Annotated in this window: 15 protein-coding genes; 5 read left to right on the top strand and 10 right to left on the bottom strand. The window is 46.8% G+C overall.

Annotated elements, in window-relative coordinates; genetic code table 11:
- Nucleotides 1–5 precede the first annotated feature (5 nt).
- The 9 genes from Q1A41_RS16500 to Q1A41_RS16460 form a co-directional block, all read right to left on the bottom strand.
- Nucleotides 6–572 (bottom strand): hypothetical protein, encoded by a 567-nt coding sequence (locus tag Q1A41_RS16500; RefSeq protein WP_299981211.1) that lies wholly within the window; start codon nucleotides 570–572, stop codon nucleotides 6–8.
- Nucleotides 573–1062: 490 nt separating this feature from the next.
- Nucleotides 1063–1893, bottom strand: coding sequence for a ThuA domain-containing protein (locus Q1A41_RS16495; protein ID WP_299981209.1), 831 nt, complete (start codon nucleotides 1891–1893; stop codon nucleotides 1063–1065).
- A 19-nt stretch (nucleotides 1894–1912) separates the two neighbouring features.
- Complete coding sequence (locus tag Q1A41_RS16490) at nucleotides 1913–3607, bottom strand: GMC family oxidoreductase (protein ID WP_299981207.1); 1695 nt, start codon at nucleotides 3605–3607, stop codon at nucleotides 1913–1915.
- Between the two features lie 78 nt (nucleotides 3608–3685).
- Entirely contained in the window at nucleotides 3686–4315 is a 630-nt protein-coding gene (locus Q1A41_RS16485; RefSeq protein WP_299981205.1) for a gluconate 2-dehydrogenase subunit 3 family protein, read from the bottom strand.
- A 194-nt stretch (nucleotides 4316–4509) separates the two neighbouring features.
- Nucleotides 4510–4995 (bottom strand): GNAT family N-acetyltransferase, encoded by a 486-nt coding sequence (locus tag Q1A41_RS16480; RefSeq protein WP_299981203.1) that lies wholly within the window; start codon nucleotides 4993–4995, stop codon nucleotides 4510–4512.
- Nucleotides 4996–5004: 9 nt separating this feature from the next.
- Nucleotides 5005–5283 (bottom strand): peptidylprolyl isomerase, encoded by a 279-nt coding sequence (locus tag Q1A41_RS16475; RefSeq protein ID WP_299981201.1) that lies wholly within the window; start codon nucleotides 5281–5283, stop codon nucleotides 5005–5007.
- 52 nt (nucleotides 5284–5335) lie between these two features.
- Nucleotides 5336–6733, bottom strand: coding sequence for an ATP-dependent RNA helicase DbpA (gene dbpA / locus Q1A41_RS16470; RefSeq protein WP_299981199.1), 1398 nt, complete (start codon nucleotides 6731–6733; stop codon nucleotides 5336–5338).
- Between the two features lie 114 nt (nucleotides 6734–6847).
- Nucleotides 6848–8125 (bottom strand): L-2-hydroxyglutarate oxidase, encoded by a 1278-nt coding sequence (lhgO, locus tag Q1A41_RS16465; protein ID WP_299981197.1) that lies wholly within the window; start codon nucleotides 8123–8125, stop codon nucleotides 6848–6850.
- Nucleotides 8126–8185: 60 nt separating this feature from the next.
- A complete protein-coding gene (locus Q1A41_RS16460; RefSeq protein WP_299981195.1) occupies nucleotides 8186–9367 on the bottom strand; it encodes a dipeptidase in 1182 nt (393 codons plus the stop codon).
- Nucleotides 9368–9548: 181 nt separating this feature from the next.
- Between Q1A41_RS16460 and sstT the strand changes: the two genes are divergently transcribed.
- The 5 genes from sstT to Q1A41_RS16435 all read left to right on the top strand — a co-directional run bounded on the left by sstT (nucleotide 9549) and on the right by Q1A41_RS16435 (nucleotide 16289).
- Complete coding sequence (sstT, locus tag Q1A41_RS16455; RefSeq protein ID WP_363322448.1) at nucleotides 9549–10748, top strand: serine/threonine transporter SstT; 1200 nt, start codon at nucleotides 9549–9551, stop codon at nucleotides 10746–10748.
- Between the two features lie 91 nt (nucleotides 10749–10839).
- A complete protein-coding gene (locus Q1A41_RS16450; RefSeq protein WP_299981191.1) occupies nucleotides 10840–11880 on the top strand; it encodes a helix-turn-helix transcriptional regulator in 1041 nt (346 codons plus the stop codon).
- Between the two features lie 153 nt (nucleotides 11881–12033).
- Complete coding sequence (locus tag Q1A41_RS16445) at nucleotides 12034–14229, top strand: TonB-dependent receptor (protein ID WP_299981189.1); 2196 nt, start codon at nucleotides 12034–12036, stop codon at nucleotides 14227–14229.
- A 10-nt stretch (nucleotides 14230–14239) separates the two neighbouring features.
- Nucleotides 14240–15286: an alpha/beta hydrolase gene (locus Q1A41_RS16440; RefSeq protein WP_299981187.1), complete on the top strand. Its 1047-nt coding sequence runs from the start codon at nucleotides 14240–14242 to the stop codon at nucleotides 15284–15286.
- A 73-nt stretch (nucleotides 15287–15359) separates the two neighbouring features.
- Nucleotides 15360–16289: an alpha/beta hydrolase gene (locus tag Q1A41_RS16435; RefSeq protein WP_299981185.1), complete on the top strand. Its 930-nt coding sequence runs from the start codon at nucleotides 15360–15362 to the stop codon at nucleotides 16287–16289.
- Nucleotides 16290–16581: 292 nt separating this feature from the next.
- Here the strand turns inward: Q1A41_RS16435 and Q1A41_RS16430 are convergent, their stop codons facing one another.
- The gene (locus Q1A41_RS16430) at nucleotides 16582–17619 is read right to left on the bottom strand and encodes a hypothetical protein (RefSeq protein ID WP_299981183.1); all 1038 of its coding nucleotides are present in this window, start codon (nucleotides 17617–17619) and stop codon (nucleotides 16582–16584) included.
- Nucleotides 17620–17647 lie beyond the last annotated feature (28 nt).

Below are 17647 nucleotides of genomic sequence, written 5' to 3'. Positions count from 1 at the left end.
TAATGCTAGGCCGCATTTTCGGTGTAGTCAGTAAAGCGCTTGTCAATATCTACGGATAAGCTATCGGCTAGATTAACCATATAGAGGGAACAGGACACCATTCCGATTAATTCAATGACTTCTTCTTTTTCTAATCCTATATCTTCCAATTCCTCATAGTGGTCGACAGTGGCGTTAAAATCCTTTTCTAGGCAAATATCCGCAAACTGAAGAACGCTTTTAAGAACGGGATTTCGAACCGTATTGATATCATTCACAATTTCAATAATGCCCTGATCATCATGCCCAAACTTTAGAGCCATTGCATGATGTGCCACATGGCAATACTGGCAATTTCGTTTAAACGCGATATAGGAAAACAAAATTTCCTTACTTACTCGCGAAAGCTCACCACTGCACAGGTTATTTTTCACCATTCCCCAAGAAGCCAATGCAAGCTCTGGACTAACATTGGTTAAACAACGAAAGATATTGGGCACAAAACCCATACCTAAGACTTCGCAGACTTCTCGGTGTATTTCTGGATAAGTTTGCTCAAAGTCTTCTTCAAGCATTATTGGAAAGTATTCCATTGCAGTGTCCACTTTTTCTAACTAATCAATCGGCCGAGCTTTTACTTTACTCTGCACCTTATTTCTTAAGGTGTAGTACAAAAACCCATAACTTCAACGCTTATTAGACGGGCGTTAAAAGAATGATGTTGCCTAGGCAATGCATGAATTATTTATGACAAACTGGCTTAAACTGCGTAAAATTTGCTTATGCAATAAAAGGGGGATTTATGACAGATTGGGTTCGACCAGGAATATATGGTGCTCTTTTGAGCTCGTTTTTATTATTCCTATTACCTTCGACTAGCTCACTATTATTGAATCTATATCACAGCTTGAGCTTTGAGCCACTATATTATCTATACGCTGCAATCAAGGCAGCTTCGGCTTATTATCCAAGGTGGGATTATTTTGAGCTCAGTGCAATCGCAGCTGGCCTTTTTCTGACATTTTCATTGTGGCTGTGGAAGCACAATAAAGCGGGCTAAGTAAGTACTTAGCCCTAGAAATTTTATTGATCCAAAAGCCAGATTGATGCTTGCTCTAATAAGGTTTTATATTCTTCATCTTCATAGGCTTCCGCTAAGTGGCCAAGCGCGCTGAAAAACACCGTACCCTTACCAACCTTGTGATGCCAGACCAAAGGGTGATCCTTACCCATTTTTAAAGAATCTGGCACATCGTACTCTGTCTCATCAACACTAATGAGTACTGTTACTTCGTCTCTTGGGCTTTTATCAAAGCTATACCATTCTTCATGCCAAGCTTTGCTTGCCGAAAAATGCTTAGTTACGAAATGACTTCTATCTTCGATTGTTAAGGTGCCGTCTCTAAACTGCGGGAACATTGGGTGCCCTATAAACTGAGCTTTTATCAAATGCTTAGGAAACCAAGACCAATCGTAATGTTCATTACCGCCAGTACCATGTAGCGCAAGGAAGCTGCCGCCACCGTCCATATGATTTTTTAAAGCTTCACGTTGCTCCTCTGTCAACACATCGCCGGTGACATTATTCCAAACAACTAAATCAAATTTATCCAATAAATCAGCCTGGTGTATCGCTCCATTTTCTGTGATAAAAAGACTCCAATCATGTTTATCCGCGAAGTTTTTAAACAGAGATTCTACAGCTGGGATCGCCTCTATATGTCGAAAGCTATTGGTTTTCGAAAACACCAATACTTTGCTTCCACCCGACATTACTGGCAGGGTAGGTGGAACTTCCTCATAAACAGGCGCCTTGAAGAGCTCATAGCGCCACATCTGATAAACCACATAGCCTGCAATCGCGAAAACTGCTATTGCGGTAAAAAGCAGCGTTGTGCGTAAAATCTTAGCCATTGTCCTTTCCTAATAAGATCTAAATATTACCCTGCTGCCATTGCGATACGGCATAGTCGCAGGCTCGCGCAGTAAGCGCCATATAAGTTAACGATGGATTTACACAAGAGCTAGACGCCATACAGGCCCCATCCGTTACGAATAAGTTGGGCACATCATGGCTCTGATTCCAAGCATTCAGCACCGATGTTTTTGGATCCTTGCCCATTCTTGCAGTACCCATCTCGTGAATCGAGCTGCCAGGTACACTCAGTTTTTCTGTAGTCTCTATATAGACTGCACCGGCCGCTTTAAATATTTTGTCACTACTTTTTATAATATCTTCAGCCATCTGATGCTCATTCTCACCGAAGCTCATTGACACTTTGATTTGGGGAATCCCAAACTCATCGCGCTTGCTTTCATCGAGCTCGACTCGATTGTTAGCATTTGGAAGGCATTCCCCAAAAGCACCCAACACCCAAACCCAATAAGGTGCAGGCTTACGCAAGTTATCTTTGAGGCTTTTGCCAAAGCCCTTTTGATTAAAGTGGAAGCGCCAATCAGGCCGAACTGGATCAGCCTGTAAACCAAAGCCACGCAAGTAATCCGTTTGCTCTTTTCCAGGTAGATTTTTGAAGCGTGGTATATAGGTCCCGGTTGGGCGAAAGCCCTTATAATAGTGATCGAGATTATCGGCAAATACCGCCACATGCTGCATCTTAAAATGATCCATCAAATAGCGACCTAAAGTACCGCTACTATTGGCCAAGCCGTTAGGAAACTGCTCCGACTTGGAATTCAATAAAATCTGAGTACTGGCCAATGTGGAAGCACATAAGAATACGAGATCGGCCGAAAAACTTAGACGCTCTTTGCTATTAGCATCGATGATTTGTACCGCCGTGACTCGATTACTACTTGAATCATAAATGAGCTTTTCGACAACGCTGTTTGGGCGAAGCTCTAAATTCCCAGTGGCCCGTGCTGCTGGCAAAGTGGAACTTTGGCTACTAAAATAGCTGCCTGTTGAACAACCTCTGGGACAGGGCCCGCAATAATGGCAAGCCGCTCGACCATTGTGGTTTTCAGTAAGTATGGCTGTGCGACCCATCGTCATAGTCACTTCGGGCATATACTTATTGAGCCGACCCTTGATGGTTTTTTCAAGGGCGTACATATCCATTGCTGGCAGAAATTCGCTATCAGGTAATTCTGGCAAGCCTTCTTTAGCACCCGAGATACCGACAAATTTTTCTACATAGCTATACCAATCTTTTAAATCATCATAGGCAATCGGCCACTCACAGCCATGGCCATCTACTGTATTGGCTTTAAAGTCGAATTCACTCCAACGATAAGTTTGCCGCCCCCAAATTAACGATCGGCCACCGACACCGTTTGCCCTAATCCAGTGATAAGGCTTATCGCCATCCTGCTGATAAGGCGTTTCGCTATCCTTGGTAAAAAAAGCTTTGGTGGCCGCATCAAAAGCGTAACATTGGCTTTGAATAGGGTAATCGTCTACATCACGCTTACGATCCGCCTTGTTGGCGAAGGGGATTTTCCAAGGGGGGGCGTGCTCACCAAGATAGTCCACGCCATGCTGTATATCACGGCCACGCTCTAGAACAAGGACCTTTAAGCCTTTTTCACACAATTCTTTGGCCGCCCAGCCACCTGAAATTCCAGAACCGATGACGATAGCATCATATTTTTTATTATTCTCTTGCACCGCTATTCCCGTATTGTGCTTTTCGCTCTTGTTATTCTTTGCTCTAGCTACTTGTAATTGGCATCACACTTCGAGTAATCACATAGTCCTAATCATCGACCAACTGCTGTCTTCCTCGCCCAGAGCAAACTCGCCATCGAACTGCATCGGCATAGGATCGTGCCGCAGAACTTGCTTTGCACCAAGCTCTGAAGAGTAAAAGCCAAAGATAGTCAGCTCTTTTAGCTGACAAATAAACGGCGCATCCTCAATGTACTGGCGCTGGACATTGGCAAAATCATACCAGGGTGAATCGCTGGCCTTGTCTTCCAAACCCTCCAAGATTGCCAATTGTTGATCTGAATTCAACTCAGAAAAACTTTTGGAAAACTCAGTTAAACAGTGCTTTTGTGTTGCGCGAAAGCCTTCCAGAAAAACGTGTTGCTCCGCTTCATTGAGCCAATTCTGCACCATATACTCTATGAATCTGGGAACCCCAGCATCAATCGCGCCAGGGCTTTCAGTTCGAGGGATAATCACTTCAGCCATAGCTGATAGCTCTTTGCGATCTTGCTCAGAGAACAAATCAGAGGGAAGCTCGTCAATGGATGGGCCTATCGCCAAAGGCTTGGCAGCCGCCTGAGAGCTGTCTGCGAATCCGGCTATAGCCGCTGTAGCATAACTCCCTCCCAACATCGTGAGGGCTTGCAAGAAGAATCGTCTGTCCATTGTTAGTCCTTTTGACTCGCCCTGTTGATTTGCCATAAGACTGAGCTATGAATAAGTCCTATGGTAATCACGGCCACCGGGGCGTACTAAACTACGCTGATTATTATGAAACGATTTTTAAAATATGCTTCTGGATTTTAAAATGCCACAGCCTTTTCTATTATGATGTCTGTTTGTGTTATTGGAATAGCCAATTAGCTCAAAGGCATTTCCCAAAACAATGCTTTGCCATTGGCTTCATCAAGCTCATAACCACTAAAACCGTAATTACGATAAGCTGCTTGGGCCAGAGTATTCCCTTCTAGCACCTCTAAGGTAAGCTTACAGCAGCCTCGCTCACGAGCTATCTCTTCTACCTTTGCCATCATCAAGCGGCTTACGCCCAAACCGCGAAACTCCGACATTACCGCAACATCATGAATATTCACGATGGGCTTACACTTAAAGGTAGAAAAGGCCATAAAGCAATTGATCAAACCTGCAGGCTTATCATCAACCCAAGCGAGAACTGAAAATGCACCCTCAATCTCTGCCAATTTGGAGGCTAGGCTCTTTTGCACCTCTAGGCTGAGGGGCTCACCACCACCCATTGGGTCCGTAGCATAAGCATTAAGTAGCATACTAAGCGCATCCGCGTCCTTAGTATTTAAATAATCAGCAAGTCTTATTTCTGTGGTCATTATGACAGATTAATCTCGATAAATTGTTTCAATCAAATGAAAGCCGAATTTGGTTTTAACTGGGCCATGCACGGTAAGAATAGGCTTTTTGAATACCACATCATCAAAGGCTTTTACCATCTGGCCTTTTTGAAACTCACCCAAGTTGCCGCCCTTTTTAGCGGATGGACAACTCGAGTGCTTTTTGGCAAGTTGAGCAAAGTCTTTACCCTGCGCCAGGAGCTTTTTGATCTTTTGAGCTTCAGCTTCTGTTTTTAGCAGTATATGGCGTGCGCATGCTGTTGGCATAGTCAGTCTCTACTCTTAAATCGATTTCACTCTAAGCACTATTCGAAATAGCTTAGACATTGGGGCGGCTGATCTTCCGCACCTTGATCTTGCGGCCTTTTATCTTACCTTCCTGCAACTGCTTTAAGGCCTTGTTCGCCACCGCGCGGGCGACGGCAACATAGGCGTGAAATTGAAGGACATTAATCTTCCCAACATATTTGCCCTCGATGCCCGCCTCGCCGGTTAAAGCACCCAAAATATCTCCGGGGCGAAGCTTGTTCTTTTTACCGGCATCCAAACCAATGGTTATCATTTTTGGGCGCTGATCGATGGAGTTAATATCGTCTATGCGTGGAGGCTCAGACCATTCGATTTCTTTATTTAAGTAGGCCTCGATATCCGCAAAGGCACGACGTTGCTTGTCGTTCACCAAGCTTGCGGCAGCACCGCTACGTCCAGCGCGGCCGGTGCGACCAATGCGATGCACATAAACTTCGGCGTCACGGGGTAGATCGTAGTTAATCACTAACTCGACGGTGTCTACATCTAAGCCCCTGGCCGCAACGTCTGTTGCCACCAATACCGTGGCACTGCCATTGGCAAAGCGCAGTAAGCTCAAATCTCGCTCGCGCTGTTCCATATCACCATGTAGCGCCAAGCTAAACCAGCCTTGATCATTTAAGCTTTGTGCGATTTCAACCGTTTGCTTTTTTGTGGCACAAAAGATCACACAGGAGCTTGGCTGGTGCTGGGCAAGCAGTTGATTACAAAGCTCCTGCTTTTCTAGCTCGCCACCTTCAACGGCATAAGCCTGCTGGCTAATATTGGATTCACTATGGGTGCGACTCACCGTAACGCGTTTAGGTGAGCGCTGATACTGACGGCTAATCGCTTCTATACCTTCAGGGTAGGTAGCGGAATAAAGCTGTGTTTGTCGCTCTTTCGGGCATTGGGACAAAATAGCTGCAATGGCATCGGCAAAACCCATATCCAGCATACGATCCGCCTCATCTAAGACCAAGCTGTGAATATTGCTAAGATCCATAGTGCCTTTGCGAAGGTGATCTTGAATGCGCCCCGGCGTGCCCACCACGATGTGAGCCCCATGTTCCAAGGAGCCTATTTGCGGGCCAATTGGCATGCCACCACACAAAGTTAGCACCTTAATATTGTGAATTCTGCGCGCTAAGCGGCGAATTTCTTTGGCTACTTGATCGGCCAGCTCGCGGGTGGGGCATAGTACCAAGCTCTGAATACGAAAGCGTTTTACATTCAGGCGCTGCAACAAGGCCAAAGCAAAAGCCGCCGTTTTACCGCTCCCGGTTTTTGCTTGGGCGATAAGATCTTCGCCCGCTAGCGCCAAAGGCAAGCATTCCGCCTGGATATCCGTCATCTGCTGATAGCCAAGGCTATCGAGGTTTTCCAGCAGTTCTGGGTGAAGGTCAAGTTGCTTAAATTCTTGGCTCATGTTCTATCTCAGGCTCGGGCTTGTAGGCAAAGTATTAGATTTGCCCATTTTAAGGGGCGCGCACAGTATCAGAAAGAGGGCCCAAAAGCGATGTTATTTTAACCAACTCCTAGCTCAAATAGGCGCATTAAGATTGAGCTTAGCGATAATATGATCGGCAATTGGCAAGGCCGAGGTTGCTGCGGGAGAGGGCGCATTACAGACAATCAAACACTGCTCACTCTGGGCAAAAAGAAAATCATCAATCATATTGCCTTGCTTATCGACAGCCTGGGCCCGGATACCCGCTTTATATGGCAATAAGTCCGATACTTTTAAACTTGGGCAGTAGCTTTGCACTCTTTTAAGATAGGAGTGCTTGAATATGCTATCGCGAAGCTCCCCTAGACCTGCCTTCCAAAAGCGCCCCAATAGACGATAGCTGCCAGGCTCAGCAGCCATCTGCTGTACATCGACCATAGAGAACTGGCTTTTCTTATAGGCCTCTCTACCCATGGCCAACACCGCATTTGGGCCAACTGTAACTGAGCCGTCGATCATCCTAGTAAGGTGCACCCCCAAAAATGGCATAGTCGGATCGGGTATAGGGTAGATTAGGTGATTGATAATGCTGTTGTGCTTGCTGGGCAACTGAAAATATTCGCCACGAAAAGGCATCATCTGAAAATCTACACTCAAGCCTAAGGATTTAACAAGGCGATCGCTTTGGATACCCGCGCAAGCGATTAGCTGTTTGCAATAAAATGTCTGTGGCTGCTTTTGAGTAGCGGTATGAGTACTAGATTGCTTTGGTGTACATTGCAGCTGTACCTCACCGTCTCTTTCGCGCAGCTGCTTAAGTTCATGGCCATAATAAATTTCGCCACCGGCCTCGACGAATTGCCTCAATAGCTCACGACAAATTTCAGCGTAATCCACAATGCCACTTGCAGGAACCCACAAGGCACCGAGACCTGCGATATTGGGCTCTCGCTGCTTTAGTTGTTGCGCGCTTTGTGACTCCACCTCTAAACCATTTTGACGAGCCCGCAGCTTGAGCTGATCTAAGCCTTTTAATTCTTGTTCATTGCTGGCCACTAGCAACTTGCCACACTCCTCAAAGGCTATACGGTGCTCTTTGCAAAATGCTTTTGTGCGCTGGTTACCTTCTACACACAGCTTGGCTTTAAGACTGCCAGGAGCATAGTAGACGCCAGCATGTATAACACCGGAGTTACGCCCGGTTTGATGTTGCGCGTAGCTTTGTTCTTTTTCAATGATGGCGATACGCCAATCCGGGCGCAATTGCTGTAGGCGCCAAGCCGTTGCCGCTCCGATAATACCCGCACCAATAATCAACGCATCATAATCTGTGCGAGCTTGACGGTTTGCTTGTGACAATGAGTCAGACATAAACAGCGAGCGCTCTACTTTATTGCAATCTAGTTTATTGAAACCTAGTTTAATTCAGAGTTAATCCTGAGCAGGCAGGTTTGCTAATAAAAAGCGCTTCATATTTTCGCCCATGACCGCTCGGATTTCGCCTTCGCTAAAGCCAGCTTTTAACATCTCTTCAGTTAACACCGCCAATTCAGAGGTATCAAACTGCACTTCGGTTGAGCCATCATAATCCGAGCCTAAAGCAATATGTTCGACACCAAGCAGCTCAATACCGTAGCGCATGGCTTTCACGATATTGCTCGGTGTGATTTCGCATACCGCACCATCCCAATAACCAATTGCAATCAATCCACCCTGCTGGGCGATCTCTTGCATAAGCTCATCGGAAATATTACGCGGGCCAGGGCAGTGACCGTGTAAGCCGGTATGGCTTACCACCACTGGGCGTGTTACCAATGCCAACACATCGCGTACCACCGCCTCAGACGAGTGCGCTAAATCCACAATAATGCCCAGTCTCTCCATTTCTTGTACAGCTTCGCGGCCAAACTCGCTTAAGCCCGCAGCGCTGGTGCCGTGTAATGAGCCACCCAGTTTATTATCGAAGAAATGGTGCAGGCCCATCATACGAAAGCCGGCATTATATAAACGCTCAACATTCTCTATCTTGCCATCCAAAGCATGGGAGCCTTCTGTACCCAATAAGGCTGCAACTTGCTGCTGACCTTTTGCTCTTTGCTGTAAGACTTCTTGTAAATCCTCCTGACTGCGAACCAAGCGAATTGCCTCGGGATTATCGTCTACTACAGCTTGCAAACGCTCAGCTTGGTAAAGCGCTCGCTCGGCCAGGCTATTCCAAGTTCGTATTGGCCAACCTTGTATTATGGCAAGCAAGGTAATGGTATCGCCGGCCTCAGTTTCATTGCGATCGTAGTTCTGACCCGATGGGCTCTTGGTCACACTGGTAAACATCTGCATGGCCACATTACCGGCTTGCAAACGTGGCACATCCATATGTCCGCGATCTGCCCACTGATTGAGATCCCGCGCCCATAGGGTAGAGTCGCTGTGCCAATCACCAATTAATATATCCTGATGCAGGCTCTTCGCTTTGGCAGATATAGGCCATGGCTCATGGGGGCTCACCTTATTGAGCTCGCGCTCAATCGCCGCTGGAGCAAATAAACGCATCAACAGTGCTGCAATCAAAAGCAGTAGTAACAACGCGATTAAGCTGTTCTTTATTATTTTCATAGTAGTGATCGCCAGTTTGATAAACATACCTCATTGTATGTTTCTGGATGGTAATGAAAAGTGCAAATTGAATCATTTTGCCCCCCAATCGTTGTGTAAACAAATCGATTAGAACAAAATCGTGCACAATGCCCACAGGGCTAAACGTTAAACAACGATAATAGGGTTTGCGATGACTTCCATTTTTCAACGCCTTTGGCAGGGCTCCTTGGTCTTACAAATTGCCATAGGCATTCTTCTAGGTATCGCCGTGGGTAGCCTAATCCCCGATATGGGGCAAAAACTATCTTTATTGGGCTCACTTTTTGTGGGTGCCTTAAAGGCGGTAGCACCTTTACTGGTATTTGTTCTGGTGATGTCCTCACTGGCCAATCACCAAAAAGGCCAGCAAACCCATATGAAACCGATTCTTGTGTTATATGGCATCGGCACCGTATCAGCCGCTTTTGTTGCAGTCATGTTGAGCTTTAGCTTCCCAGTAACATTGACGCTCGTGACCAATGAGTCCTCTTTAACGCCCCCAGAAGGTATTGCACAAGTGCTACAGGGTGTACTCATGAAGATGGTAGACAACCCTATCAATGCAATTAGCAGTGGCAACTTCATTGGTATTTTGGTTTGGGCTATTGGTCTTGGCTTAGCGCTGCGACAAGCCAGCGACTCAACAAGGCAGTTCCTAGTCGATAGTGCCGATGCCGTTACCGCGGTTGTTAAGGTGGTGATTCGCTTAGCACCTATTGGTATCTTTGGCTTGGTAGCTGGGGTTATTGCCAGCACGGGCTTCAGTGCTCTTGCAGAATACGCTCAACTATTAATGCTGCTAATCAGCGCCATGTTAATAATCGCCTTGATTGTAAACCCGATCATTGTTTTTGTACGCACACGCCGTAACCCATACCCATTGGTATTTAACTGCTTACGCGAGAGCGGAGTAACTGCCTTTTTTACCCGCAGCTCAGCGGCCAATATTCCAGTGAATATGAACCTCTGTAAAAAGCTGGATTTGCACGAAGATACCTACTCCGTTTCTATTCCTTTAGGTGCCACAATCAATATGGCCGGCGCCGCCATCACTGTTACCGTGTTGACACTCGCGGCAGTAAATACCCTAGGTATTGAAGTTGATATCGCTTCGGCGCTATTACTCAGCGTTGTTGCCGCAGTCTGCGCCTGCGGCGCATCAGGCGTTGCCGGTGGCTCCTTGCTATTGATCCCATTGGCTTGCGGCCTATTTGGTATCGAGAATGACGTTGCCATGCAGGTAGTAGCTGTCGGCTTTATTATTGGTGTCGTTCAAGATTCTGCAGAGACCGCTTTGAATAGTTCGACAGATGTGGTGTTTACTGCAGCGGCGGAAGGTCGCTGGGTTGAGCAAGACTGAGCAAAACTTAAATACAGAGGAAAAACTATGGGCACTGGTAATTTCTCCAGATGCCCTTAATATCATCAGCTCAGGAACTAAGAGCTGAACAATGAGCAATTTCCGCATCGCTGCCGAAGACCTATTGGAGCTAATGGCCAAAACCATTGAGGCTGGCGCCAGTGTTGCGGATATATTAAAGCAGCTGAAGCTTCCCAGTGATCTGTTAGATAATTCCAATCGACTCATCGATATGGGTGATGCTTGGCGCATTATGCTGGCCAGTCAAAATGCTGTGCATGAAGAATCTCACCTGATATCTAGCCGTCCTCTTAGACGCGGTAGCACACGCTTAGTATTCTCCAGCTTGCAGCAATGCGAAACTCTAGAGCAGGGGCTGCAGAGTTTGGCCGACAATTACAACATTATTCATGGCGGCAGTTTTAACATTGTCTGTAAACGAGGTCGTAGCTTAAGTTATTGCGTTGATGATAGTGAATTCCACTATCAAACCCAGGCCATCCCACTGGCCATAGAGTTTGCTTTAATTAGCATTCATTGCACACTGTCTTACCTATGCAAAACGCCACTCAAGCTCAAGCGAGTTTGCAGTAAACGCCTATTGCTGCCTGAGCACGATCATCATTTAAATATTTTTCAGGCTCCACTTAAGCTACAACAAAAACAATACGAGTTAGCCTACGATATAGAGCAGGCAAAACTCCCTTTGCAGCATGACTTCAAAGAGGACATTGCAGCCAACCTTTATAGTCACTATCTATACTTCCTGGCGCTGACTGAAAGCAAAGCTGAATTCAATTTTCTACAACTTTGCCAGGAGAAAATTCAGCAAGCCAGCGCAAAGCAGGTGCTTGTGAACCAAGAATGGATTGCCAGTGAGCTGAGCATGAGTGTGGCCACCTTGCGACGCCGCCTGAGCGAATATGGTTCTAGCTTTCGCCAGCTATTAGATAACTGTAATAGCGATCTGGCTTGCCAATATTTGGAATCTGGCTTAGCGATTAGTGATACCGCTACTCGTCTTGGCTATAGTGACGAGCGTAGTTTTAAACGTGCATTCAAACGTTGGCACAATGTATCCCCGGCTACCTATATAAAACAATTCCCACAGCTCAAACAGGAAGACGTATAGCGGGCCCATGTAGCACTTTAAAAAACGCGCCTGACAAAAACCAGCTGAGCGAAATTGTACCCTATATATCGATCTAATCCGTCATTTTTTCCTTGCTCGTAAATACCTATAGTGACAGCCATCAAATAATAATAGTAGCGAGAGGAAAGTAAGATGCGTAAGCCCCTAGCGCATGCCGTAGGCCTTAGCATAGCCCTGGCCAGCACCCCACTATGTGCCCAAATAGAAGAAGTTATCGTGACCGCAGAGCGCCGCGAGGCCAACCTGCAAGAAGTTCCAGTTGCGGTAAGCTCATTTACCTCAGAGAACTTAGAATCTGCCCAGGTCTCTACCATCGGCGATTTACAAAGCATGGTACCTAACTTGAGCGTACACTCAGGTGATGCTAACAACGCTGTGGTTTATATACGCGGTATTGGGCAAATTGATTCGGTCGCCTTTTTTGAGCCAGGCGTTGGTATTTACCTCGATGATATTTACCTGGGGCGCGCTCAAGGGGCATTCCTTGATGTCGTTGATGTTGAGAGAATTGAGGTCTTACGAGGCCCGCAAGGTAGCTTATACGGTCGTAACTCGGTTGGTGGTGCCATCAAATATGTATCTGCGGCCCCCACCGAAGAGTTCAGCGGTAATATCAGTGCTCATCTTGGAAATTATGATCGCCGTGATATCAAAGCCAGTATTAGCGGCCCACTCTCAGACACCCTAAAGGGACGTTTAACCTTAGCCAGCATGGAGCATGAGGGTTATAGCGTAAACCGATTTGATGGCCAACGCGATGGCGACCGCGACACTCAATTCGTGCGCGCCGTTTTACAGTTTGACCCCAGTGATAACTTTAGTCTGCAGTTAGCAATGGATTACTCAGATAGCGACCCTAAGCGCTCTCGCACACCGGCAAAAGAAACCCCGATCAGTATTATTTTGGGCCCTACCTTCGCTGCGGATGAAGATCCCTTCGTGGTCAATGCCGACTTCAATACGGTCGAGCAAACCGAAACCAAGGGCATTAGCCTAAACGCCAGCTGGGATCTAAACGAGCAATGGAGCTTAAAATCCATAAGCTCTTACCGCGAGTTAGACTATGGCACAGAGTTAGATCTAGATGGCACTCCGATTAATGCCTTTGGCATCTATTATTTTAATGAGCAAGAGCAAAGCAGCCAGGAGTTTCAGCTCCAGTACCAAAACGATAATGTCTCTCTGGTCAGCGGCTTATACTATTTTAATGAACAAGGGCAAACCTTTGATGGTGGCGTCTTTGCCAATATTTTCAGCGCCAGTTCGGGCGATGGTTTTTTTGAAACCGATAGCTATGCCGTATTTGGCCAGCTTGACTATGATATCAATGAGCAGCTCACCGCCATCGCAGGCTTTCGTTATACCAAAGAAACAAAATCCTATCGCCGCATAGCCGAAAGTTTTAATCTGCTGGCACTGGCGGCTGGAAACCCCGCTTTAGCCAATCCCGATAGCGATCTACTAAGAACTGTTCGCGGGCAGGGCACGGTGGTATCGGGCAATCCAGATGATGCCGACTTCAGTAATTTTTCACCCAAGCTGGGCTTGAAGTATCAACTTAATGAAGACACTAATTTATACGCTAGCTACTCTACAGCCTTTAAAGCAGGCGGCTTTAATGGCCGAGTAACTTCCGACGCATTAACGCCCTTTGATGAAGAAACGCTGGTCAGCCTAGAAGCCGGACTAAAAACTCAACTCTGGGGTGATCGCCTGCGAATTAATGCAGCGATATTCCGCAATCAATACGACGACCTGCAGCTGAGTAGTTTTGAAGCCAGTGCTGATGGCGGCTCAATTTTGCCGGTGTTTACTAATGCGGGTGAAGCCGTTATGAAAGGCGCCGAGCTTGAATTGACCGCTTTGGCGACAGAATCGCTCACCGTTAACTTAAACATTGGTTATTTGGATGCCGAGTATCGCGAATACATCACTGGCGACCCCTTGAGCAACCAACTCATCGATATCTCGGATCAGCGAGAACTTGTTAATGCACCCGAGTGGGATACGCAATTTGGATTGCGTTACGATTTTGCCGCTTGGGATTGGGGCCAACTCAGCTTCTTAACTGACATCAGCTATCGCAGCAAAACTTATTTAGAAGTAAATAGCCAAGAAACCCTCGCACAAAGTGGTTACAGCCTCGTGAATGCCGCCTTTATATTGGCCGCCGAGGATAATAGCTGGAACGTGATGCTTGGAGGCAAGAACTTATCGGACAAGCGCTATCGCAGTCATGCCTTTGATATCTCCGCCTTCCCGGGAGTTATGCTGGGCTACTACAGCGCACCAAGAACCTACGCTCTGTCAGCCAGCTATAATTTCTAGGCGTGAATGAATGATGCAATCGTCTCACTTGGCCGGCATTGATTCGATCACTGTATCAACGCCACGACTCAAGCAGCATGTTTTGCGTCGTGGCAGCAGTGACGGGGAGCCGGTGTTTTTTATTCATGGTAATTTTTCAGCGGCCGACTACTTCGAAGACTTAATGTTAGATATGCCAAGTAAATATTTATGCTTGGCGCCAGATCTTCGTGGCTATGGGGATACCGAAGACAAAATCATAAATGCTGAACGCGGCGCCCGAGATTGGAGCGACGATCTATTTGAGCTAATGCAAGCTTTAAATATTGATTCTGCGCATTTTCTAGGTTGGTCCGCTGGAGCGGCCGCCATTATGCAGCTCGCCATTGATCACCCAGAATGTATTCGTTCATTAAGCTTGGTTGCACCGGTCAGTCCCTTCGGCTTTGGTGGCAGTAAAAATATTGCTGGCGACCCGAACTATAGTGATTTTGCAGGCTGTGGCGGCGGGGTAGTTGCCAAAGAGTTTATCGCCCAGATAAAACTGCAAGATACCAGCAGCGATAATGACTTTTCTCCACGAAATGTTATTCGCAATAGCTACTTTGCCAAGCCATGGGTAATGCCGAGGGAGGAGCAATTATTGCGAGCCTCGCTGAAACAAAAAATAGCGGTAGATCGCTACCCTGGAGATTTTACTGAGAGCGAAAATTGGCCATACGTTGCACCCGGAAAGTTTGGCCCTATCAATGCCATCAGTGCTAAGTATTTTAACGTTGCAGAGCTAGTTAATCTCAAGAAGAAGGCACCAATCCTCTGGTTACATGGCGCAGAAGACAAGGTTATTAGCGATCAGTCTTTTTCCGACCTAGCGTTTTTGGGTTCACAGGGTTTAGTGCCAGCTTGGCCAGGGAATGAAATCTGCCCGGCTCAACCGATGGTTTCTCAAACTCGGGCTCTACTGCAACGCTATGGTAAGTACCAAGAAGTATGTTTAGAGGGTGTAGGGCATAGCCCTTTTATCGAAGCACCAGAGATATTTCTAAACCACTTTTTAAATTTTTTAAGAACCAGCTGATGCCACTCCCACATAGAATCTGATAGCCTTGGGCTAGCATTCAAACTTGAAGCATTTGAAATGGAGCCTAGCAATGCCAATCGATAATAATAAGTACCAGCAAGTCATAGAACATATGGAAGCCGTTTCAGCAGCGACCCGGCAATCTGGCGGCGAAACCGTTGCCAAGCGCGCGCTGCTTGATATGTACTGTGCAGCCGACCCCAGTATCAGCGCCATTAAGTCACGCATATACCCAGCGATTGCCAGCGACGGCGAGTTAAGTGTCACTAGCGAATGGGTAATTGCCCCAAATAGCCAGCCCGGCAAACGCTTACTGTATATTCATGGTGGCTCTTGGATGGCAGGCTCTCCCGCTACCCACCGTTCGGTAACCTCTCGCTTGGCAGAATTAACAGGCTGCGAGGTGCTGGCAATTGCTTATCGACTCGCACCCGAGTTTCCATTTCCAAACGGACTGAATGATTGTATAGCAAGTTATAAATGGCTATTGGAAAATGGCCACAATAATAAAGGCGCAGCCGAAAAAATTTATGTCTCTGGGGATTCTGCTGGAGGTAATCTGAGCCTAAGCCTTGTGCTTGCTTTGCAAGAGCAGGGCCTGCGTAAGCCAGATGCCGTAGCCGCAATATCTCCCGCTACCAGTTTAGATTTTGCCAGCCCAACCATAAGCAGCAACAAGGCGGTGGATCCGATTATTAACGCTGATTTGCTACCTTTAGTCGTTGAAAACTACACCCAGGGCGCCGATGTTAACAATCCTTTGGTCTCACCCGCCAAGGGTGATCTTAGCTCGTTGCCACCAACCCTTCTCCAAACCGGAGAGCGGGAAGTGTTATTAGGGGACAGTATCATTTTTGCTGACGCTGCAAAGGAGCAGGGTTCAGAAGTGGAAGTGGATCTATGGCCGGATATGCCCCATGTGTTTCAAGGCTTTGCACCTTTTTTACCTGAAGCAGATTTGGCATTAGAAAAAATCAGTGAGTTTTTACTGGCGAACTAATGATCTCGCGGGCCTACTACCTCGGCACACTAAATTGATATTAAGACATAAGTCATTAGAGCGCCGAGAGCAATTCCGCAACACAGGCCAGATATAAAAGCTGGTCTGTGCTTTAAGCCTAATTGATATTGCCATGCATTCATCTGCTTTAACCTCACGCTATTCAATAGAGATTACTTTGCCGCCAAAAAGTCATTCAGCAACTATTGTTTTTAACAATAGCAGCCTGAGCCTAAGATGAACGCCGAGCTATAAGCCATTAGTGAGCTTTTGATTATTTTCCTCCAAACGGCTACAAATGCTTAGCAAACGCCTTCCTTCGAAGCACCCCCATAATGATTAACGGTAAAGCCACAAGCACCCACAAAGGTGTCGTCGGTACAGCTCGTTGTCCGCCTGGCCCAGAGCTCGTCAATGCCGATTGCAAACCTATTAAGCGACGCGTTGCAGCACCGACAAAACCTTGATTCGCAAACCAAGCTTGCAGGCCCGCAGTATGCATCACAGCATCGCCACTTCCATCAGCCGTCAAACGGTTACGCTGTGCCCTGAAGTCATCAGGCGTAGCTATATCATTGCCAAACTCAGCCGGTATTAAACCGCTAAACTGATTATCCTGAATAATCACCGCACGCGGAATATTGGCAAAAGACACAGGAATTTCACCGCCGATGCCCGTATCGATAATGGAGATTTCCTCTAATGCCGTTAAGCCAGACCACATAGTAGGAATGGTGCCGGTAAACTGTCCTCCACCGATCCTAAGTATCTCTAGAGTATTTAATTGCCCCAACTCTGGAGGCAGGTTCCCACCAAGGTCATCGTTTTGGCTGATTACCAAAATATCTAAGCTACTCAAGGTAGAAAAGGCCGCCGGAATAGAGCCGCTAAAATTGGTATTGGTGATGGTTAGTTGCTCTAGCTCTGTTAGCCCACCTAGAGAATCTGGAATTGTTCCTGTGAACGGAGCGTTTAAGCTCAGTAGCGTTAGATTTTGCAGGCCACTAATCGAGGGTGAAAGCGGTCCCGCCTGCCCCCGATCTAACTGTAGGGCTGTGACTTCACCAGCGGTCACTTGAACTCTAGCCCAAGTACTAATATCCGTGGTGCCCCAGTTAGTAGCCTCAGTCCAGTTAGCGCCATCACTGGCAAAATAAATATCTCGCAGTGATTCACACTCAACCACACTGGCGTTGCTAACGGCTGTGCAATCAAGGGTTTGCATTCTTGTGAAATGGTCTTGCGCCTTTGCTATTGAGGAGCCCAATACCAGAGCAGCCCCCAAAGCAAACACGATTAATTGCCCCCACATTCTTATGGAAGTAAACATTCTTATGCCTCTGTAAATCTTTGAGATG

This window comes from uncultured Pseudoteredinibacter sp. (assembly GCF_947502065.1).
Taxonomy (GTDB): Bacteria; Pseudomonadota; Gammaproteobacteria; order Pseudomonadales; family Cellvibrionaceae; genus Pseudoteredinibacter.
Note: the sequence above shows the minus strand (reverse complement) of the source record. Positions and strands in the feature narration are given on the sequence as shown.